This window comes from Kitasatospora sp. NPDC086791 (assembly GCF_040685975.1).
Lineage (GTDB): Bacteria > Actinomycetota > Actinomycetes > Streptomycetales > Streptomycetaceae > Kitasatospora.
Genome location: NZ_JBFBOC010000005.1, coordinates 26,524 through 45,761 on the forward strand (window position 1 = coordinate 26,524; position 19,238 = coordinate 45,761).

17 protein-coding genes are annotated in these 19,238 nt (G+C 73.0%); 13 read left to right on the top strand and 4 right to left on the bottom strand.

Translation table 11 applies throughout. The features are described from left to right. Positions 1–235 precede the first annotated feature (235 nt). The 8 genes from AB0Q99_RS10385 (at position 236) to AB0Q99_RS10420 (ending at position 8,359) form a co-directional block, all read left to right on the top strand. Positions 236–910 (top strand): DUF4097 family beta strand repeat-containing protein, encoded by a 675-nt coding sequence (locus AB0Q99_RS10385; protein WP_363570102.1) that lies wholly within the window; start codon positions 236–238, stop codon positions 908–910. Positions 911–992: 82 nt separating this feature from the next. Next, positions 993–2,189: a sensor histidine kinase gene (locus tag AB0Q99_RS10390; protein ID WP_363570104.1), complete on the top strand. Its 1,197-nt coding sequence runs from the start codon at positions 993–995 to the stop codon at positions 2,187–2,189. Continuing rightward, positions 2,189–2,869, top strand: a complete 681-nt coding sequence (locus AB0Q99_RS10395; RefSeq protein WP_363570106.1) for a response regulator transcription factor — start codon at positions 2,189–2,191, stop codon at positions 2,867–2,869. The genes AB0Q99_RS10390 and AB0Q99_RS10395 overlap by 1 nt, the downstream gene beginning before the upstream one ends. Positions 2,870–3,064: 195 nt before the next feature. Beyond that, complete coding sequence (locus AB0Q99_RS10400) at positions 3,065–3,682, top strand: hypothetical protein (RefSeq protein WP_363570108.1); 618 nt, start codon at positions 3,065–3,067, stop codon at positions 3,680–3,682. A gap of 125 nt (positions 3,683–3,807) precedes the next feature. Then, positions 3,808–4,548, top strand: coding sequence for a Sir2 family NAD-dependent protein deacetylase (locus AB0Q99_RS10405; protein ID WP_363570110.1), 741 nt, complete (start codon positions 3,808–3,810; stop codon positions 4,546–4,548). A 131-nt stretch (positions 4,549–4,679) separates the two neighbouring features. Then, positions 4,680–5,894 (top strand): cytochrome P450, encoded by a 1,215-nt coding sequence (locus AB0Q99_RS10410; protein ID WP_363570112.1) that lies wholly within the window; start codon positions 4,680–4,682, stop codon positions 5,892–5,894. 29 nt (positions 5,895–5,923) lie between these two features. Beyond that, positions 5,924–6,922, top strand: a complete 999-nt coding sequence (locus AB0Q99_RS10415; protein WP_363570114.1) for an ADP-ribosylglycohydrolase family protein — start codon at positions 5,924–5,926, stop codon at positions 6,920–6,922. Between the two features lie 117 nt (positions 6,923–7,039). Beyond that, complete coding sequence (locus AB0Q99_RS10420; protein ID WP_363570116.1) at positions 7,040–8,359, top strand: serpin family protein; 1,320 nt, start codon at positions 7,040–7,042, stop codon at positions 8,357–8,359. 72 nt (positions 8,360–8,431) lie between these two features. Here AB0Q99_RS10420 and AB0Q99_RS10425 read toward each other — a convergent pair whose 3' ends face one another. From AB0Q99_RS10425 to AB0Q99_RS10440, 4 genes are all read right to left on the bottom strand, one after another. Continuing rightward, positions 8,432–9,544 (bottom strand): ADP-ribosylglycohydrolase family protein, encoded by a 1,113-nt coding sequence (locus AB0Q99_RS10425; RefSeq protein ID WP_363570118.1) that lies wholly within the window; start codon positions 9,542–9,544, stop codon positions 8,432–8,434. A gap of 55 nt (positions 9,545–9,599) precedes the next feature. Next, positions 9,600–10,916 (bottom strand): DUF2786 domain-containing protein, encoded by a 1,317-nt coding sequence (locus AB0Q99_RS10430; protein ID WP_363570120.1) that lies wholly within the window; start codon positions 10,914–10,916, stop codon positions 9,600–9,602. Positions 10,917–11,083: 167 nt separating this feature from the next. After that, entirely contained in the window at positions 11,084–12,694 is a 1,611-nt protein-coding gene (locus AB0Q99_RS10435) for a transporter (RefSeq protein ID WP_363570122.1), read from the bottom strand. A gap of 23 nt (positions 12,695–12,717) precedes the next feature. After that, the gene (locus tag AB0Q99_RS10440) at positions 12,718–13,539 is read right to left on the bottom strand and encodes an ABC transporter ATP-binding protein (protein ID WP_363570124.1); all 822 of its coding nucleotides are present in this window, start codon (positions 13,537–13,539) and stop codon (positions 12,718–12,720) included. Between the two features lie 242 nt (positions 13,540–13,781). On the opposite strand from AB0Q99_RS10440, the gene AB0Q99_RS10445 reads away from it, so the two are divergent. The 5 genes from AB0Q99_RS10445 (at position 13,782) to tuf (ending at position 19,201) form a co-directional block, all read left to right on the top strand. Further along, complete coding sequence (locus AB0Q99_RS10445; RefSeq protein WP_363570126.1) at positions 13,782–14,378, top strand: DUF1707 domain-containing protein; 597 nt, start codon at positions 13,782–13,784, stop codon at positions 14,376–14,378. 420 nt (positions 14,379–14,798) lie between these two features. Beyond that, positions 14,799–15,170 carry a 30S ribosomal protein S12 gene (gene rpsL, locus AB0Q99_RS10450; protein ID WP_014144289.1) on the top strand — a complete coding sequence of 124 codons (372 nt, stop codon included), beginning with the start codon at positions 14,799–14,801 and terminating at the stop codon, positions 15,168–15,170. 2 nt (positions 15,171–15,172) lie between these two features. Further along, positions 15,173–15,643, top strand: a complete 471-nt coding sequence (rpsG, locus tag AB0Q99_RS10455; protein WP_148644378.1) for a 30S ribosomal protein S7 — start codon at positions 15,173–15,175, stop codon at positions 15,641–15,643. A gap of 39 nt (positions 15,644–15,682) precedes the next feature. Beyond that, positions 15,683–17,788 (top strand): elongation factor G, encoded by a 2,106-nt coding sequence (gene fusA / locus AB0Q99_RS10460; protein WP_363570128.1) that lies wholly within the window; start codon positions 15,683–15,685, stop codon positions 17,786–17,788. 219 nt (positions 17,789–18,007) lie between these two features. Next, complete coding sequence (tuf, locus tag AB0Q99_RS10465) at positions 18,008–19,201, top strand: elongation factor Tu (protein WP_363570130.1); 1,194 nt, start codon at positions 18,008–18,010, stop codon at positions 19,199–19,201. Positions 19,202–19,238 lie beyond the last annotated feature (37 nt).

Below are 19,238 nucleotides of genomic sequence, written 5' to 3' on the forward strand. Positions count from 1 at the left end.
GGTCACCGATCGCAGGGCGGTCACCCCACACGGGGTGGCCGCCCTGCGGCGTTCCCGGGCGGCGGCGTGGCCGGGCCGCAGGGATGCAGGGATGCGGGCGCGGGGGCGCGGGGGGCCGGGCGGGCTCACCCGTGCGGGGGAGGGGCGGGAACCGCTCCGGGGAGGGAGGCGGGGAGGGCGTGGGTGGAGCAGGGTTCTCGGCGTCGGGTTGACGGACTTTCGAAGGGGGCCGGGGATGAAGCGGGTGCTGGGCGCGATGGCGATCACGGCGGGGGTGCTGGTCGGGATGTCGGGCTGTCTGCCGATCGGGGAGGACCAGGAGCACCGGACGGTGGGCTACGGCGTGGCGGAGCCGGTCAGGGAGCTGGTGGTCGAGGGGGAGAACGGCGGTGTGGTGGTGACCGGCGGCGGTGACGCCGTGCACGTGGTCGAGAACCAGAACTACCGGGGGGACGCGCCGAGGAGCACGCACGAGGTGAAGGACGGCGTGCTCCGGCTGACGTACGACTGCGACCACTGCGGCATCGGGTACACCGTGCAGGTGCCGGCCGGGACCAAGGTGCGGGTGAAGGAGGCCAACGGCGGCGTCAGGCTGACCGGGCTGGCCGCCGAGGTGGAGGCCGAGGTCGGGAACGGCGGGGTCGAGGCGAGCGGGCTGACCTCCCCGCAGGCGAAGCTGACCGCGGTGAACGGCGGGGTGCGGGCCGACTTCGCGGCCGCGCCGTCGACGGTGGAGGCGACGACCTCGAACGGCGGGGTGCGGGTCACGGTGCCGACCGGGGAGGCGTACGCGGTGGACGCGCGCGCCTCGGTCGGCGGGGTGGAGGTGGGCATCCCCTCGCGGCCGGGGGCGGCGCGCAGCATCACCGCCCGGGCGGAGACCGGTGGCGTGACGGTCAGCGGTGCCTGACCGGGCCGTCCCGGCGGTCCTGCCGGTAGGGCATGATCTTCTCCACGGGGGCGGCGTCCCCGGCTACGGGGGAGGTAGCGGGGTGGAGGAGCGTGCGACGGGCCGGCTGAGCCGGCTGAGCCGGCCGGGCGGGGTGGGTCCGTACCTGCCGGACTCGCTGTCGGCGGTGGCTGCGGCCGGGGTCGCGGTGTGGGCGGTGTCCCAGGACGAGACGCCCCGGCCGTGGTGGATCTACCTGCTCGCGGTGACGACCGCCCTGCCGCTGCCCTGGCGGCGCCGAGGGCCGCTGACGGTGCTGGCGCTGGCGACGGCGCCGTCGTTGGTGATCTCGGTGGTGGCGCACTCGGCGAACCCCCAGGTGCCGCTGTCCGGGGTGATCGCCCTGTACACGGTGGCGGAGCGGTCCTCGGACCGGGCGCGGTGGAGCGTGCTGGCCGTGGTGGTGACCGGCAACGTGGTCGGCACCCACTCGCCGAACGGCGCGCTGTTCAGCCTCCTCACCTCCGTCGGCACCTTCGTCTTCGGCTCGCTGGTGCGGACCCAGCGGCAGTTGGCCCGGGTGCAGGCGGAGCGGGCCCGGGAGGCCGGTGAGCGGGCGGCGAGCGAGGCGGCGCGGGCGGTCGCGGAGGAACGGTCCCGGATCGCCCGGGAGATGCACGACATCCTGGCGCACGCCGTCTCGTTGATGGTGATCCAGGCCGAGGCCGGGCCGGTGGTGGTGCGCAGCGATCCGGACCGGGCGATCCGCGCGTTCGACACCATCGGCGACGCCGGCCGGGACGCGATGGTCCAACTGCGACGGGTGCTCGGGGTGTTGAAGGATCCGGAGGTGGGCCGGCAGTTGGCGCCGCAGCCCCGGCTGGCCGAACTCGCGGACGTGGCCGAGCGGGTGCGCGGGGCCGGCCTGCGGGTGGAGCTCGAACTCCCCGGGGACCGGGTCGGGTTGCCCGCCGACGTGGAGGCGGCGGCGTACCGGATCGTGCAGGAGGCGCTGACCAACACGGTCAAGCACGCCGGGGCCGACCGGGCGACGGTCCGCGTGCGGCGGACCGGGGAGGTGCTGGAGGTCGTGGTCTCCGACAACGGCCGCGGGGTGCCGCCGGCGGCCGACCGTACGGTGGTCGGCTGGTCCGGCGGGCGTGGGCTGGTCGGCATCCGGGAGCGGGCGACGGCCTGCGGCGGGCGGGCCGAGGCCGGTCCGGGACCGGGGGGCAGGGGTTTCGTGGTGAGCGCCCGGCTGCCGCTGCGGGCGGGCGGAACGGTGGAGGGGATGGGCTGATGACGCCGATTCGGGTGGTCGTCGCGGACGACCAGGAGCTGGTGCGGGCCGGGTTCGGGATGATCCTGGACGCGCAGCCGGACATCGAGGTGGTGGCCGAGGCGGCCGACGGCGCCGAGGCGGTCGAGGCGGTCCGCGCGCACGGGCCGGACGTGCTGCTGCTGGACGTCCGGATGCCGGTGATGGACGGGCTGGAGGCCGCCCGCCGGGTGTGCGCGGAGTTCCCGTCCACCAAGGTGATCATGCTGACCACCTTCGACATCGACGACTACGTCTTCGACGCGCTGTACGCGGGCGCCAGCGGCTTCCTGCTGAAGGACGTCCGGCGGGACGACCTGGCGCACGGGGTGCGGATGGTCGCCTCGGGGGAGGCGCTGCTCGCGCCCTCGGTGACCAGGCGGCTGATCGGCGAGTTCGCCGCCCGCCGGCCCGGGGCGCCGGAGCGGGCGGTGCGGCCGCCGTCCGGGCTGCTGGAGCAGCTGACCCTGCGCGAGCAGGAGACGCTGCGGCTGATCGCGCGCGGGCTGTCCAACGCCGAGATCGCGGCCGAGCTGGTGGTCAGCGAGCACACGGTGAAGACGCACGTCAGCAATGTGCTGAGCAAGCTCGGGCTGCGGGACCGGGTGCACGCGGTGGTGTTCGCGTACGAGGCGGGGGCGGTGGTGGCGGGGGAGTCCTGAGGTCCCGGGTGCAGAGGTCCGGGGTGCTGAGGTCCGGGACGTCCTGCGGCCCCGGGGCGGGCGGGCTCCGCCGCAGCGGCGGGCTCCCTCGTGTGGGGGAGGCGGGGAGTTCGCCGGTGCGGGCGATCCGGGACGAGGGCCCGCACCGGGAGGCTCTGCGGTGTCGGAACGGACCACACCGTCGGAGGTCGTCAGTTGAACGCCAACCGCACCACGAGCCCCGCTCGCCTCACCCCGTACGCCGTCGTGGGCGCCCCCGCCCTGATGGCCCTCTACGGCGGCATCCGCCTGCTGCCGGGCTCCCGTGAGCCGGGCCCCGGCTGGACGGCCGGCCACACCGCGATGTTCGCCGGGCTGCTGCTCTTCGCGCCGGTCTTCCTCGCCCTGCGCGGCAAGCTCGCCCCGCGCGGCGCGGCCGGGCGGATCGCGGCCGGGGCGGCGGTGGGGGCCGCCTTCGCGGGGCTGCTCTGCTCACTGGCGCAGATCGGGATCGACCTGGTCGTCGGCCTCGCGGCGGCGGACAAGGCCGAGCAGTCGCGGCTGTTCGACCGGGTGCAGGGCGTTCCGGGGGTGCTGCCGGTCGTCTACCAGGTCGGCCCGCTGCTCTTCTACGTCGGACTGCTGGCGCTGCTGACCGCCGCCTCGGTCGGCCGCTCCCGGCCGCTGCGCTGGTGGAGCCCGGTGCTGGTGCTGCTCGGCATCCTCGCCTCGGGGGCCGACCTGGCCCTCATCCCGCTCGCCGCCGTCTGCTACCTGGTCGCGCTGGCCCCGCTCGCCCGTCCGGCGGTCGCACCGCGGCCGGTGCCGGCCTGACCGGTCGCCGTGCGACGCCCGTCGGTTCCTCCGCAGCACCGGCCCGCGCGGGGCGAACGGCGGGACGAACGGCGGTCCGGAATTTCGGTGGCCGGGGGAGGGTCCGGGGCCGTAGCGTCCGGGGCATGAACGCGAAGCGTCCCCTGATCGCCGTGCTCACCGGAGCGGGCATCTCGACCGACTCCGGCATCCCCGACTACCGCGGCCCGCAGGGGTTGTGGCGGAAGGACCCGTCGGCGCAGGAGCTGGTCACCATCGGGCCGTACCGGGACGACCCGGAGGTCCGGCGGCGGGCCTGGCGGCTGCGGCTGGAGACCGGCGCGTCGGCCGCCGAGCCGAACGCCGGGCACCGTGCGCTGGTCGACCTGGAGCGCTCCGGGCTGCCGCTGCGGGTGCTCACCCAGAACGTGGACGGGCTGCACCAGGCGGCCGGGCTGACCGCCCGCAAGGTGCTCGAACTGCACGGCACCGCACGGGAGACGCAGTGCCTGCGCTGCCGGGCGGTCGGGCCGATGGCGGAGGCGCTGGCGCGGGTCGAGGCGGGCGAGCCGGACCCGGCGTGCCGGGCGTGCGGGGGGATCCTCAAGCCGCGCACGGTGATGTTCGGCGAGGACCTGGACCCGGAGGTGCTCGGGCGGGCCGACTCGATCGCGCGGGCCTGCGACGTCTTCGTCGCGGTCGGCACCAGCCTGCAGGTGTTCCCGGTGGCGGCGCTGCCGTACAACGCGGTGAAGACCGGGGCGCGGCTGATCATCCTGAACGCCGAGCCGACGCCGTACGACGAGGCGGCGGACGAGGTGATCCGGGAGCCGATCTCGGAGGCGCTGCCCGAGCTGGTGCGGCGGTTGGTGAGGGAGCGCGCCTGAGCGGGGGGAGGGCTGGGAGGGGGCGGGCTCCGGGGGGAGGGGGCAAGGGCGGGAAGGGTCTTATCCACGGACCAACCGCATGCGTACGATGATCCTTCCGGCTCCCCCTCACGGCCTGGAGTGATCGACCGATGACGACGACGGCGAAGTTCGACCCCTGGTCGGCGGAGTTCGTGGCCCACCCGTACGACGCGTACGCCGAGCTGCGCGACCACGCGCCGGTGACGTACTTCGAGCCCACGAACCAGTGGCTCGTCTCGCGCCACGAGGACGTCAGCGCGCTGCTGCGCGACCGTCGGCTCGGCCGCACCTACACCCACCGCTTCAGCCACGCGGAGTTCGGCCGCCCCGAGCCCGACCCGGCGCACGAGCCCTTCCACACCCTGAACGACCACGGCCTGCTCGACCTGGAGGCGCCCGACCACACCCGGATCCGCCGGCTGGTCTCCAAGGCCTTCACCCCGCGCATGGTCGAGGGCCTGCGCCCGACCGTCCGGCGCCTGGCCGGCGAGCTGGTCGACGACCTGCTCGCGGCCGGCGGCGGCGACCTGATCGCCACCGTCGCCGAGCCGCTGCCGGTCGCCGTGGTCGCCGAGATGCTCGGCGTCCCGGAGGCCGACCGGCACCTGCTGCGGCCGTGGTCCGCCGACATCACCGGGATGTTCGAACTCAACCCGACCGAGGAGGCCGCCCGCCGGGCCGTCACCGCGAGCACCGAGTTCTCCGACTACCTGCGCACCCTGATCCGCGAACGCCGGGCGGACCCGGGCGAGGACCTGATCAGCGCGCTCATCCAGGCCCAGGAGGGCTCCGACGCGCTCAGCGAGCAGGAGATGGTCTCCACCTGCGTGCTGCTGCTCAACGCCGGCCACGAGGCGACCGTCAACACCACCGGCAACGGCTGGTGGGCGCTGTTCCGCCACCCCGGGGAACTCGCCCGGCTGCGCGGCTCGGTGGACGAGCTGCTGCCCACCGCGATCGAGGAACTGATGCGCTGGGACACCCCGCTGCAGATGTTCGAGCGCTGGGTCCTGGAGGACATCGAGGTCCGCGGCGTCACCATCCCGCGCGGGTCCGAGATCGCCCTGCTCTTCGGCTCCGCCAACCGCGACCCCGAGCGCTTCGCCGACCCCGACCGCCTCGACCTCGGCCGCGCCGACAACCCGCACATCACCTTCGGCGCCGGAATCCACTTCTGTCTGGGCGCCCCGCTTGCCAGACTGGAACTCACCGAGTCCTACGGCGCGCTGTTGCGCCGGGCCCCGGGCCTGCGGCTGGTCCGCGAGCCCGAGTGGAACCCGGGCTACGTGATCCGGGGGCTCAAGGAACTGCCGGTCGAGGTCTGACGGGGCGGCGGAGACGAGGGGGAGCGGCCGTGGGCAAGGCGACCGGAGCACTGCTGGGGCTGGCGATCGGGGACGCGATCGGCCGGGTGACGGAGTTCAAGACCGTCGAGGCGATCGCCGCCGACCATCCGGACTGGCGGCAACTCCCGCTCCCGGAAAGGGCGTTGGTCACCGACGACACCCAGATGACGCTCGCCCTCGGCCGCGGCCTGCGCACCGCCCTGGCGCGCGGGCCGCTGACCCCGTCGCGCCTGGAGCGGCCGGTCCGCGAGGAGTTCGTCGACTGGTGGCGCTCCCCGCAGAACAACCGCGCCCCCGGCATCACCTGCCTGCGCTCCTGCGAGCGGCTGAGCCACGACGGGGTCCGCTGGCAGCAGGCGAGCGACGTCGGCTCCAAGGGCTGCGGCGCCAACATGCGGGTCGCCCCGATCGGGCTGGTCCGCGAGCTGGACGGCCGACAGCTCTCCGGTGCCGCCCAGCTGCAGTCCGCGCTCACCCACGGCCACCCCACCGCGCTCGCCGCCAGTGACCTCACCGCGTACGCCGTCCGCAAGCTCGCCGAGGGCCTGCCGCCGGCCGGCCTGCCGGCGGTGCTGCGGGCGTACGCGCTGGCGAGCCGGGAGCGGTACGACGAGTTCTGGCTCGGCGACCTCGCCGACCGCTGGTACGGCCGCTCGCCGCAGGCCGTCCTCGCCCGCGGCTGGGACGACTGCCTGACGGTGCTCGACCAGCTGGACGCCGCGCTCGCCGCCCCGGACCCGGAGGCCGACCCCTGTCTGGCCACCGGCGAGGGCTGGGTCGCCGAGGAGGCCTTCGGCACCGGCCTGCTCTGCTTCCTGCTGCTGCCGGACGACCCGGTGGCCGCCGTCCGCCGGGCCGCCTACTCCAGCGGCGACTCCGACTCCCTCGCCTGCCTGACCGGCGCCTTCGCGGGGGCCCGCCACGGCGAGACGGCCTGGCCCGCCGAGTGGGTGGAGCGGATCGAGCACCGGGAGGAGCTGCTGGAGCTCGGGGCGCTCTGGGACTGAGCGCGACCGGCCGACGGGCCGGGCGCGACCGGCCGACGGGCTGAGCGCGACCGGCCGACGGGGTGGGGGGAACCGGCCGACGGGGAACCGGTCCGCGGGGTGGTGCGTCGAAGGGCCATGACGAACCGCAGCACCGGAACCCGTCGTCCACCCCGCCGTCCGGCGGCGCTGCTCCTCGCCGCCGCGCTCGCCGCACCGCTGCTCGCCGGGTGCGGCAGCAACGGCGCCGCCGCGCCCGCGGAGCTCCGGGCCTCGGCGCCCGCGAGCCGCCCGGCGGTCGACCCGGCGCAGATCGCCGCGACCGCGGCCGCCACCGACGCCTTCGGTCTCGACCTCCTGCACACCCTCACCGCGCGGCCCGACGACGCCGGCCGCAACCTCGTGGTCTCCCCGTCCGGCCTGGCCACCGTGCTCGCCATGCTGCTGCCCGGCGCCCGCGGCGCCACCGCCGACGAGCTCGCCAAGGCCCTGCACACCGGGCTCACCCCGCAGCAGTACGCCCTCGCCACCGGCGCGCTGAACCGCGGCACCCCGTCCGCCGGCGGGCTCACCCTGCGTCGCAGCGACGACCTCTGGACCCAGCAGGGCTTCCCGGTGCGGCCGGACTACCTGGCCACGCTGGCCACCGCCTTCGACACCGGCGTGCACCCCGTCGACTTCGCCAAGGACCCGGAGGGCTCCCGCAAGACCGTCAACGCGGCCGTGGAGAAGGCCACCGAGGGCCGGATCAAGGACCTCTTCGCCCCGAACGCGATCACCCCGGACACCCGGCTGGTGCTCACCGACGCGCTCTACCTCAAGGCCGACTGGGCCTCCGCGTTCAAGCCCGCGCAGACCGCCGACCGCCCGTTCCACCAGCTCGACGGCTCCGCCCCGGCCGTCCCCTCGATGAGCCAGACCGGCGAGTTCAAGTACGCCGACGGCTCCGGCGGGATCGTCGGCGAGCCCTGGCAGGCCGTCGAACTCCCCTACGCGGACGGCGGGTTGGTGATGGACCTGATCGTCCCCGGGCAGGGCGGCTTCGCGGCCTTCGGCAAGGGCCTGGACCAGCCCCAGCTCGACCGGATCCTCGGCGCCCTCGCCGAGCGACGGGTCGACCTGCAGCTCCCGCGCTTCCACTTCGACACGTCCAACGAGCTCACCCCCGCGCTGCGCTCGCTCGGTGTGAACGCGGTCTTCGACCACGCCGACCTCAGCGGCATCGCCGAGGAGCCGCTCGCCGTCAGCACGGTGGTGCAGAAGGCCACCGTCGAGGTCGACGAGAAGGGGACGGTCGCGGCGGCCGGCAGTGGCGCCGGGGTCGCCGCGGCGGCCGCGCCGGCCCAGGACCAGGCCGTCCAGCTGCACATCGACCGGCCGTTCCTGTTCCTGATCAGGGACACCCACGGCGGGCAGCCGCTGTTCCTGGGCCAGGTCGCCGACCCGACGGCGAAGTAGCCGCCGGGCCGGCCGGGCGCCGGAGCGGCCGCCGGGCTACTCGGCCGCCCGCCGGAGCGGGAGCCGGGCGGTTCACCAGGCCGGGTAGCGCCCGCCGAGCCCCGGGTGGAGCGGGTCGCGGCTGCCGAACAGCACCAGCAGGTCGTCCGCGACCTGCCGCAGCGTGGCCCGCCCCTCGACCGCCCCGGCCCACTCGGCGGGCAGCGCCGAGGCGCCGTACGCGGCCCCGACCAGGTTGCCGCAGACCGCGCCGGTCGAGTCGCTGTCTCCGGAGTGGTTCACCGAGAGCCGCAGTGCGGTGCGCACCGGGTCGGGGTCGAGGGTGGCCGCCAGCAGCGAGTGCACCGCGATGGCCAGGCACTCCTCGGCGGTCCAGCCGAGCCCGACCCGCTCCACCGACTCCGCCCCCGGCTCGGACTCCTGGGCGATCCGCACCGCCCGGGCCAGCGCCTGGACGGTCTCCTTGGACGAGGGCAGCTCGCGGATCTGCTCCACGGTCTCGCCGACCGCCGCCCATGGCTCCGTCCCGTTCACCAGCCGCTCGACCAGCGCCGCGAAGGCGCCCGCCGCGAGGTAGCCGGTCGGGTGCCCGTGGGTGAGCTGGGCGCACTGCACGGCCAGCCCGAAGGAGTGCTCGACGCCCAACCGGGCCAGCCCGAACGGCGCCGAGCGCATCACCGAGCCGCAGCCCTTGGAGCCCGGGTTGATCGGCCCCGGCCGCCCGATCGTGGACGGCGCCTCGAACACCGGGTGCTCGGACACCCCGCTCAGGCAGGCGTTGCCCGGCGCCCGCCGCGCGTACAGGAAGGGCTGCCGCAGCAGCCAGCCGTCGTACGGGCGGGGCTGCGGCTCGGCGTCCGGCGCGGGCTGGTACTGCGTCAGCAGCCACCGCCGGTAGGCGCCGTGGACGGCCTCCGGCACCGAGCCGCCGCCGCCCGTCCAGCCGCGGACGAAGCCGCGGATCAGGCCCTCGGCGGTGAACAGCGTCATCTGGGTGTCGTCGGTGACCTCGACCGGCCCCGGCCCGGCCGGCAACGCGGTCACACCCGCCGGCCCGTACCGGTCCTGGATCTGGTGGAGCTGCTGGAACTCCACCGGCCAGCCCAGCGCATCGCCGATCGCTCCGCCGAGCAGGGCTCCGCGCACCCGGTCCCGGTACCCCGACTCGGCAGCCGGCTCCGTCACGTCGAATCCCCCTTGGTTCGTGGCGGCTTCGTTTCTATCAGGTCTCCGTGCGGAGCTAACGGCGGATCTCCCCGGCGCGCCCGTGCAGCGCGGCCCGGTCGGCGGCGGCGCGTCCGGCCGCCCAGCCCTCGCCGTCGCTGACCCGGACCCGCTGGGAGACCAGCTTCGGGAACAGCCGGCCGACCTCCTCGTCCACCGCCTCCGAGCGGGCGGCGAGCGCGGGCAGCAGCCGCTCGTCCGGCAGCAGCTGCTCCTCGGTGCCGTCCTCGCGCAGGTGCCGGCCGGCCGCGGCGGCGCTGGTGGTCCGCTCGGTGGCGGCGGTCAGCCGCTCGCGGATCCGCGCCGCGTAGGCGACCAGGAAGGACTGCCGGAACGCCTTGCTGCGCGAATCCCGGCCGGAGCCCGCCTTGTTGAGCGCGTGGGTGGCCTGCACCAGCAGCGAGGTGTACAGCAGCTCGACGCCGTCCAGGTCGCCGTCGAAGCCGACCACGGTGCAGAAGCCGAACTCCTTCGCCCACACCACCCGGCACCGGTTGGCCGCCGCGACCGCGTCCAGCAGCATCGTCTTGGGGCCCTCGTACGGGTTGTCCACCCCGATCCGCAGCGCCGCCGGGGTGTCCCGGTCGGCACCGGCCGCGGCCAGCAGCGCCTCGTCGATGCTGTGCTGGGCCATCAGCTGCTGGGCCTTGGCGGTCAGCGCCTCGGCCTCCTCGGGGTACTCGGTGGACTCGGCCTTGGCCAGCAGCGCCCGGATCCGGGCCAGCATCCGCGGCTCGCCGGTCATCGCCCCGGAGTGCTGCGGCCCGGAGTGCTGCGGCCCGTGCTGCTGCGGACCGGAGCGCTGCGGCCGCGCCGTCCGCCCGGGGACCGGCCCGACCGGGGCGATCGGCGGCAGCCGGCCCCAGGTGCGCAACAGCTCCAGGACGGCGGTGGCGAGCGCGAAGCGGTCCAGCCGGTGCCGGTGGGCGAAGGCCCCCAGGTACTGCTCGTCGCCGGGCCACCAGACCTCGGCCTCCAGTTCGCGCAGCTGCTCCCGCCAGCGCCGGTCGAGCGCCGCCGCGGGGTGGCGGCGGTCCTCGGCGGCGATCAGGTCCACCGCGAGCGCCAGGTGGACGGGCTTCAGCCCGCGCCGCACCACCCGCACCAGGTCGGCCGGGCGCCACCCGGCGGACCAGCAGCGGCCGACGGCGGTGTCCGCGTACCCCAGCAGCGCCCGGCTGACCGCCGACCACTGCCCGGCCGAGGCGGCCAGCAGCGAGGCCCCGGTGTCCAGCGCCAGGTCCAGCCCCTCCTCCGGTGCCGTCAGCACCGACCGCACCGCCTGCTCCAGCAGCGGCCCGGCGTCCCCGCCCTGCTGCGCGCGCTTGCCCACGGTGTGTCCCTGCTCTCCTCGACGGCCCGGTTCCTCCTGCCCATGATGCCGGAGCGCCCGGGAACGCCCGGGCGGCCGGCGGGCGGCCGGGGCGGACTTCGGAGACCGGGAGAGACAGCGGCGCCCGGCCCCGGGGCGGGACCGGGCGCCGGACGGAACGGCGCGGCTCAGCGCTCGACGGCCTTGGCCAGGATCTCCGGGGCGCGCTCCAGCAGCCGGGCGGCCGCCATCCGCACGCCGAGCACGGCGACCAGGGCGCCGTAGAGCGGGCCGATCAGCAGGACCGGCCAGCTCGGCCCGTCCGAGAGCAGCGCCCAGCCGAGGTAGCCGCCCACCGGCAGGGCGAGCAGCGCGACGCCGAACATCGAGCCGAACGAGTTGAGCATGACCAGCCCGCCCTGGCCGGGGGCGGCGTTGCGCATCGGGTTGCTGTCGGCCGGCATGGTGTACGGCACCAGCACGCTGAACACCGTGCCGAGCGCCACTCCGCAGCCGAGCAGCGCGAACGCGAGGCCGAGCGCGGCCGGCAGCTCGCCCCACCCGCCGGTGACGGCCGCCAGCGCCAGCCCGAGCACCACCGTCACCGGGACCGCGTACGACAGCACCGCGTACGCCCGGCCGCGCAGCTCGTCCCGGGCGTCGGCCGGGGTGCGCAGGGTGGCGGCGACCATCCAGAACGCCGAACCGTCCATGCCGAACAGGTTGAGCATCTGCAGCCCGAGGAACGTCCCGGTCATCGCCAGCAGGTAGACGCTCGCCCAGCCCTGGACCATCGACAGCACGCAGATCACCGCCGTCATCCCGATGCTGGTGAACAGCGCGGCCTTGGCCCGCGGTTCGCGCCAGGCGTACCGCAGGTGGCGCTGCATCACCGCGCCGGCCCGGCCCGCGGGCAGGAACGACCAGCCGCCCGAACGCTGCACCCCGCGGGCCACCTCCAGGGTGGAGGAGTCGGCGGTGACCATCAGCTCCCGCAGGCTGCCGCGCCACCAGCGCAGCAGCAGCGCCAGCAGCAGGCCGGCCGCGGCGAGCTGCAGCAGCGCGAGCCCGTACCGGCCCTCGGCGGCGGTGTGCGGCGCGTCCGCCGCGCTGATCGGCGGGATCCAGCGCAGCACGGCGGCGATCGGCTTCAGCGGGCCGAGGTCGATGTCCTGGCCGGGGCGGCCGAAGACGCTCTGCGAACCGACGTTGGCGGCCTGGATCAGCAGTGCGAAGGACAGCCCGCCGAAGATCGCGAAGTCCTTGCCGCGGCGGCTCGAGAGCATCCGGGCGTTGCCGGCCGCGACCGCCCGGGAGAGCGTGACCAGGCAGAGCACCGTGAGCGGCACGCCGACCACGGCGACCGCGGCGGAGACGCCCCCGTCGGCGCCGGCCAGCACCGCGCCGGTCACCAGCACCAGGTTGATCAGCGGCCCGGGCCCGATCAGCGCGGCCAGCAGCGAACCGCGCAGCAGCGGGCCGGGCCGCAGCGGCAGCATGGTGAGCCGGGTCGGGTCGGCGCTCTCGTCGCTGGAGAACAGGAACAGCGGCAGCGCCGCCCAGCCCAGGGTCAGCACGCCGAGCAGCATCACCCCGGCGTCCGCCGAGCCCGCGAAGCGCCCGTTCAGCGCGGCCATGGCAACGGCGATGCCGCTCGCGAAGGCCAGGCCGACGATGCCGCCGATCACGTAGACGGCGGTCCGGCCGGGGCTGCGCCGCAGCCCGTTGCGCAGCAGCCGCAGCTTGAGCGCCACCAGGGCGCGGACCACCGTCCGCCCGTCCGGCACCGGATGGGGCACGGCCGGACGGGGCACGGCCGCACTCACTGCCCGCCCCCGAACTGCCCGCCGCCGAGCCAGCCGAGCGCCTGCCCGTCGTCCTCGCGGACGCCGATCAGGTCGAGGAAGGCCTCGTGCAGGCTGCGCCCGTCCCGCACCGAGTCCAGCGGGCCCTGGGCGATCACCCGGCCCGCGTTGACCACCGCGACCCAGTCGCAGAGCTGCTCGACCAGCTCCATCACGTGGCTGGAGAAGACGACCGTGGAGCCGGCCGCCGCGTACCGCTTGAGCACGCCGCGGATGGTCTGGGCGGAGACCGGGTCGACGCCCTCGAAGGGCTCGTCCAGGAACAGCACGTCGGGGTTGTGCAGCAGCGCGGCGGCCAGCCCGATCTTCTTGCGCATGCCGGTGGAGTAGTCGGCGACCAGCTTGTCGGCGTCCCGGCCGAGGTCCAGGACGGCCAGCAGCTCCTCGGCACGGCGGTCCACCTCGGAGCCCGGCAGGCCGCGCAACCGGCCGGTGTACTGCAGCAGTTCGCGCCCGCTGAGCCGCTCGAACATCCGCAGGCCCTCGGGCAGGATGCCGATCCGCGCCTTGACCGTGACCGGGTCGGCCCACACGTCGGTGCCGTGCACCAGGACGGTGCCCTGGTCGGGCCGGAGCAGGCCGGTGGCCATCGACAGCGTGGTGGTCTTCCCGGCGCCGTTCGGACCGACCAGGCCGATGAACGAGCCGGCCGGCAGCTCCAGACTGAGTCCTGCCACGGCGGCCTGGGTGCCGAAGTGCTTCCACAGCCCTCGGATGCTGACGGCGGACGGGGTGCCCGGCTCGGGGTGGTCGACGGACGGTGGTGCTGACGCCTGCATGCGGCCTTCTCTGCTCGTGGTGGACGGAACTCCCGGGTTTCAGCGTGTCACTGCCCGGACGGGCTGTCGCCCGAGTTGAGGATCCCCTGAGCGTGTCCGCCGAACGGGTGAGGCACGCCGCTCGGATCCCCTTTCCCGACGGTTGCCGGACCGAATCGGCAACTACTCAGTTCGCCTGTTCGTCCTGCACTATGAGGACCAGTGAGGGTGCGCGGGGGTGCCGCGGTACCGGGAGGTGGCGGATGTCCGTTCAACCGTGGGGCGAGTCCGGTCCCGGCCACGAGCACGGCCACGACCGTGACGTCGACCACTACCGTGGCCGCGACCGTGGGCACGGTCACCGTCCGCTCGTCGGCCGGCAGCCGGCCCCGGCCCCGGCCGCGTTCGGGCAGGACGCGATGCGGGCGGGTCACGCGGACCGCGACCGGACGATCGACGTGCTGAAGGCCGGCTTCGCCGAGGGCCGGCTCACCGTCGAGGAGTACGAGCAGCGCCACGAGGCCGCGGCCATGGCGCAGACCTACGGCCAGCTGGCCGCGCTGGTGGCGGACCTGCCCGTCGGCCCGATGGGCACGTCGGCCCCGGCCGCCCCGCCGGTGCCGGCCACCTTCCTGCCCGCCGCGCCCCCGCCGGCCCGCCCCACCAACGTGCTGGCGGTGGTCTCCCTGGTCTTCAGCCTGTCGTTCTTCTCCCTCCCGGCGGTGGTCACCGGCCACATCGCCCGCTCGCAGATCCGCCGGCGGAACATGGACGGGGACTGGGCGGCGGTCCTCGGCCTGGTCCTCGGCTACCTGGGCTCGGCGTTCTGGACCCTGATGATCCTGGCGGGCATCGGCTAGCCGGGCCGGCCCGGCCAGCCGGCGCTCCGGTGGCGGGTGGCCGGCGACTGTGGTAGAGCGGGTGGAGACGGCCCGACACCGGGCGGTCACGTGCGGGACACCCGCGTGACGCCCGGCCGAAGGCGGCGACCTGCGGTGTTGCATTTGTTTTGACCGCGCCCCATGCGCTAGGTACGCTCTGACCTTGTGCCTGGGGTGTCCCCGGGTCCTTGTGCGTGCATGCACACCGGTCGCCGCGCCGAGCCGGAGCGCTTCCCAGCGCCCCGCGCGTAGAGCGCCGTCGCTGTACATCAGCCATGGGATTCCGTGCCGGAAAAAGCCCAACACACCCGACCGCGTGGGTCGACCACGGGGTCGTGTGCGAGGGAGACACCGCAGGTTAGTTCCACCAAGCCTTGGCACACAGAAAACGGAGAAACGGTGCCTACGATCCAGCAGCTGGTCCGAAAGGGCCGGCAGGACAAGGTCGAGAAGAACAAGACTCCCGCGCTGAAGGGCTCCCCGCAGCGCCGTGGGGTCTGCACGCGTGTGTACACGACCACCCCGAAGAAGCCGAACTCGGCGCTTCGTAAGGTCGCCCGTGTGCGCCTCACCAGCGGGATCGAGGTCACCGCTTACATCCCGGGCGAGGGCCACAACCTGCAGGAGCACTCCATCGTGCTGGTGCGCGGTGGTCGTGTGAAGGACCTTCCTGGTGTCCGCTACAAGATCATCCGCGGTTCGCTCGACACCCAGGGTGTCAAGAACCGCAAGCAGGCCCGCAGCCGCTACGGCGCCAAGAAGGAGAAGTAAGAATGCCTCGTAAGGGCCCCGCCCCGAAGCGCCCGGTCATCATCGACCCGGTTTACGGCTCCCCGGTCGTCACCCAGCTGGTCAACAAGATCCTGCTGCACGGCAAGCGCTCCACCGCCGAGCGGATCGTCTACGGCGCCCTCGAGGGCGTCCGTGAGAAGACCGGCTCGGACCCGGTCGTCGCGCTGAAGCGCGCGCTGGAGAACGTCAAGCCGGCCCTCGAGGTCAAGTCCCGCCGTGTCGGTGGCGCGACCTACCAGGTTCCGGTCGAGGTCCGTCCGGGCCGCGCCAGCACCCTGGCGCTGCGCTGGATGGTCGGTTACTCCCGCGCCCGTCGCGAGAAGACCATGACCGAGCGCCTGATGAACGAGATCCTCGACGCCAGCAACGGCCTGGGCGCTTCCGTGAAGCGTCGCGAGGACACCCACAAGATGGCCGAGTCCAACAAGGCCTTCGCGCACTACCGCTGGTAGTCCGTACCCCGTCACTAGACAGAGAGAGAACGAGCCACCATGGCTGCAACCTCCCTTGACCTCGCCAGGGTCCGCAACATCGGGATCATGGCGCACATCGACGCGGGCAAGACCACCACCACCGAGCGGATCCTGTTCTACACCGGTGTCTCGTACAAGATCGGTGAGGTCCACGATGGCGCTGCCACCATGGACTGGATGGAGCAGGAGCAGGAGCGCGGCATCACGATCACGTCGGCCGCGACGACCTGTCACTGGACGGTCGACGGCGTCGACAACACCATCAACATCATCGACACCCCGGGTCACGTCGACTTCACCGTCGAGGTGGAGCGTTCGCTGCGCGTCCTCGACGGTGCCGTGACGGTGTTCGACGGTGTCGCCGGTGTCGAGCCCCAGTCCGAGACCGTGTGGCGGCAGGCTGACCGCTACGGCGTCCCGCGCATCTGCTTCATCAACAAGCTGGACCGCACGGGCGCGAACTTCTTCTTCTGTGTCAAGACCATCGTGGACCGCCTCGGCGCCACCCCGCTGGTCATGCAGCTGCCGATCGGTGCCGAGTCGGACTTCAAGGGCGTTGTCGACCTTGTCCGCATGAAGGCGCTGGTCTGGTCGGCCGAGGCCGCCAAGGGCGAGATGTACGACATCGTCGACATCCCGGCCGAGCTGCAGGAGCAGGCCGAGGAGTACCGCGAGCAGCTGATCGACACGGTCTCGAACGTCAGCGACGAGATCATGGAGCTCGCCCTGGAGGGCGAGGAGATCCCGGTCGAGCTGCTGCAGGACGCGATCCGCAAGGGCACCCTGAACTCGGACTTCACCCCGATCTTCTGCGGTACCGCCTTCAAGAACAAGGGCGTTCAGCCCCTGCTCGACGCGGTCGTCAAGTACCTGCCGTCGCCGCTGGACATCGAGTCGGTCGAGGGCACCAAGCCCAACGACCCGGAGACCAAGATCTCCCGCAAGGCGTCGGACGACGAGCCGCTGTCCGCGCTGGCGTTCAAGATCATGTCCGACCCGCACCTGGGCAAGCTCACCTTCGTCCGGATCTACTCCGGCCGCCTGGAGTCCGGCACCTCGGTGCTGAACGCCGTCAAGGGCAAGAAGGAGCGCATCGGCAAGATCTACCGCATGCACGCGAACAAGCGTGAGGAGATCGAGTCGGTGGGCGCCGGCGACATCGTCGCCGTCATGGGCCTGAAGCAGACCACCACCGGTGAGACGCTGTCCGACGAGAAGAACCCGGTCATCCTGGAGTCCATGGACTTCCCGGCCCCGGTCATCCGCGTCGCGATCGAGCCCAAGTCCAAGGGTGACCAGGAGAAGCTGGGTGTCGCCATCCAGCGTCTCGCCGAGGAGGACCCGTCCTTCCAGGTCAACACGGACGAGGAGACCGGCCAGACCATCATCGCGGGTATGGGCGAGCTGCACCTCGAGGTGCTGGTCGACCGTATGAAGCGTGAGTTCAAGGTCGAGGCCAACGTCGGCAAGCCGCAGGTCGCGTACCGCGAGACGATCCGTCAGGCCGTCGAGCGCATCGACTACACCCACAAGAAGCAGACCGGTGGTTCCGGTCAGTTCGCCAAGGTGCAGATCGCGATCGAGCCGCTCGAGCAGGCCGAGGGCTACGAGTTCGTCAACAAGGTCACCGGTGGCCGCGTGCCGCGGGAGTACATCCCGTCGGTCGACGCCGGTTGCCAGGAGGCCATGGAGTTCGGCATCCTCGCCGGCTACCCGCTGCAGGGTGTCCGCGTGAGCCTGCTCGACGGTCAGGCGCACGACGTCGACTCCTCCGAGCTCGCGTTCAAGATCGCCGGTTCGATGGCCTTCAAGGAAGGCGCGAAGAAGGCCAAGCCGGTCCTTCTCGAGCCGATGATGGCCGTCGAGGTCACCACGCCCGAGGACTACATGGGCGATGTGATCGGCGACATCAACTCTCGCCGTGGCCAGATCCGGTCCATGGACGAGCGTCACGGTGCCCGCGTCGTCACGGCGCTGGTGCCCCTCTCCGAGATGTTCGGCTACGTCGGTGACCTGCGCAGCAAGACCTCTGGTCGCGCCAGCTACTCGATGCAGTTCGACTCGTACGCCGAGGTCCCCAAGGCCGTGGCCGAGGAGATCATCGCCAAGTCCAAGGGCGAGTAGGTCCGGCTCCGCCGGTCCGGAATCAGTCCGACATTCGGGATGATTCCGACCCCTTAGGCTATGAGGAGGCGACCCGGGAGGATCCGCACGGATCCTCCCGGGGCCTCCGGCCCCCACCCGCGGGACGGTACGAGGTGCTTCCGGCACCGCGGACCAAGCCCGATACAAGACCAACTGACGTCAGCACGGCGTACAGGAACTGTCCTCAGGAGGACTGCAGTGGCGAAGGCGAAGTTCGAGCGGACGAAGCCCCACGTCAACATCGGCACCATCGGTCACATCGACCACGGTAAGACGACCCTTACCGCGGCCATCACCAAGGTGCTGCACGACGCGTACCCGGAGATCAACCCCTTCACGCCGTTCGACCAGATCGACAAGGCGCCGGAGGAGCGGCAGCGCGGTATCACCATCTCGATCGCGCACGTCGAGTACCAGACCGAGGCGCGTCACTACGCCCACGTCGACTGCCCGGGTCACGCGGACTACATCAAGAACATGATCACCGGTGCGGCCCAGATGGACGGTGCGATCCTCGTCGTCGCCGCCACCGACGGCCCGATGCCGCAGACCAAGGAGCACGTCCTCCTGGCCCGCCAGGTCGGCGTCCCCTACATCGTCGTCGCCCTGAACAAGGCCGACATGGTGGACGACGAGGAGATCCTGGAGCTCGTCGAGCTCGAGGTCCGTGAGCTCCTCTCCGAGTACGAGTTCCCGGGCGACGACCTGCCGGTCGTCCGCGTCTCCGCGCTGAAGGCGCTGGAGGGCGACAAGGAGTGGGGCGAGAAGCTCCTCGGCCTCATGCACGCGGTCGACGAGAGCATCCCGACCCCGGCCCGCGCCGTGGACCAGCCGTTCCTGATGCCGATCGAGGACGTCTTCACGATCACCGGTCGTGGCACCGTCGTCACCGGTCGTATCGAGCGTGGCATCCTCAAGGTCAACGAGACTGTCGACATCATCGGCATCAAGGAGACCAAGACCACCACCACGGTCACCGGCATCGAGATGTTCCGCAAGCTGCTCGACGAGGGCCAGGCCGGTGAGAACGTCGGTCTGCTCCTCCGTGGCATCAAGCGCGAGGACGTCGAGCGCGGCCAGGTCATCATCAAGCCGGGTTCGGTCACGCCGCACACCGACTTCGAGGCCCAGTCCTACATCCTGTCGAAGGACGAGGGTGGCCGTCACACCCCCTTCTTCAACAACTACCGCCCGCAGTTCTACTTCCGTACCACGGACGTGACCGGCGTCGTGACCCTCCCCGAGGGCACCGAGATGGTCATGCCGGGCGACAACACCGCCATGACCGTCGCGCTGATCCAGCCGATCGCCATGGAGGAGGGCCTGAAGTTCGCCATCCGTGAGGGTGGCCGCACCGTCGGCGCCGGCCAGGTCACCAAGATCCTCAAGTAATTTGACGATCTGACCTGCCTGCCTCGTACAGGCTGAG

What these genes read in the sequence shown, in the direction of transcription:
- AB0Q99_RS10445 (WP_363570126.1), top strand. Translation starts at nt 13,782, where the DNA reads ATGTCCGTTCAACCGTGGGGCGAGTCCGGTCCCGGCCACGAGCACGGC.
- fusA (WP_363570128.1), top strand. Translation starts at nt 15,683, where the DNA reads ATGGCTGCAACCTCCCTTGACCTCGCCAGGGTCCGCAACATCGGGATC.
- AB0Q99_RS10405 (WP_363570110.1), top strand. Translation starts at nt 3,808, where the DNA reads ATGAACGCGAAGCGTCCCCTGATCGCCGTGCTCACCGGAGCGGGCATC.
- AB0Q99_RS10420 (WP_363570116.1), top strand. Translation starts at nt 7,040, where the DNA reads ATGACGAACCGCAGCACCGGAACCCGTCGTCCACCCCGCCGTCCGGCG.
- AB0Q99_RS10440 (WP_363570124.1), bottom strand. Translation starts at nt 13,539, where the DNA reads ATGCAGGCGTCAGCACCACCGTCCGTCGACCACCCCGAGCCGGGCACC.
- AB0Q99_RS10395 (WP_363570106.1), top strand. Translation starts at nt 2,189, where the DNA reads ATGACGCCGATTCGGGTGGTCGTCGCGGACGACCAGGAGCTGGTGCGG.
- rpsG (WP_148644378.1), top strand. Translation starts at nt 15,173, where the DNA reads ATGCCTCGTAAGGGCCCCGCCCCGAAGCGCCCGGTCATCATCGACCCG.
- AB0Q99_RS10385 (WP_363570102.1), top strand. Translation starts at nt 236, where the DNA reads ATGAAGCGGGTGCTGGGCGCGATGGCGATCACGGCGGGGGTGCTGGTC.
- AB0Q99_RS10410 (WP_363570112.1), top strand. Translation starts at nt 4,680, where the DNA reads ATGACGACGACGGCGAAGTTCGACCCCTGGTCGGCGGAGTTCGTGGCC.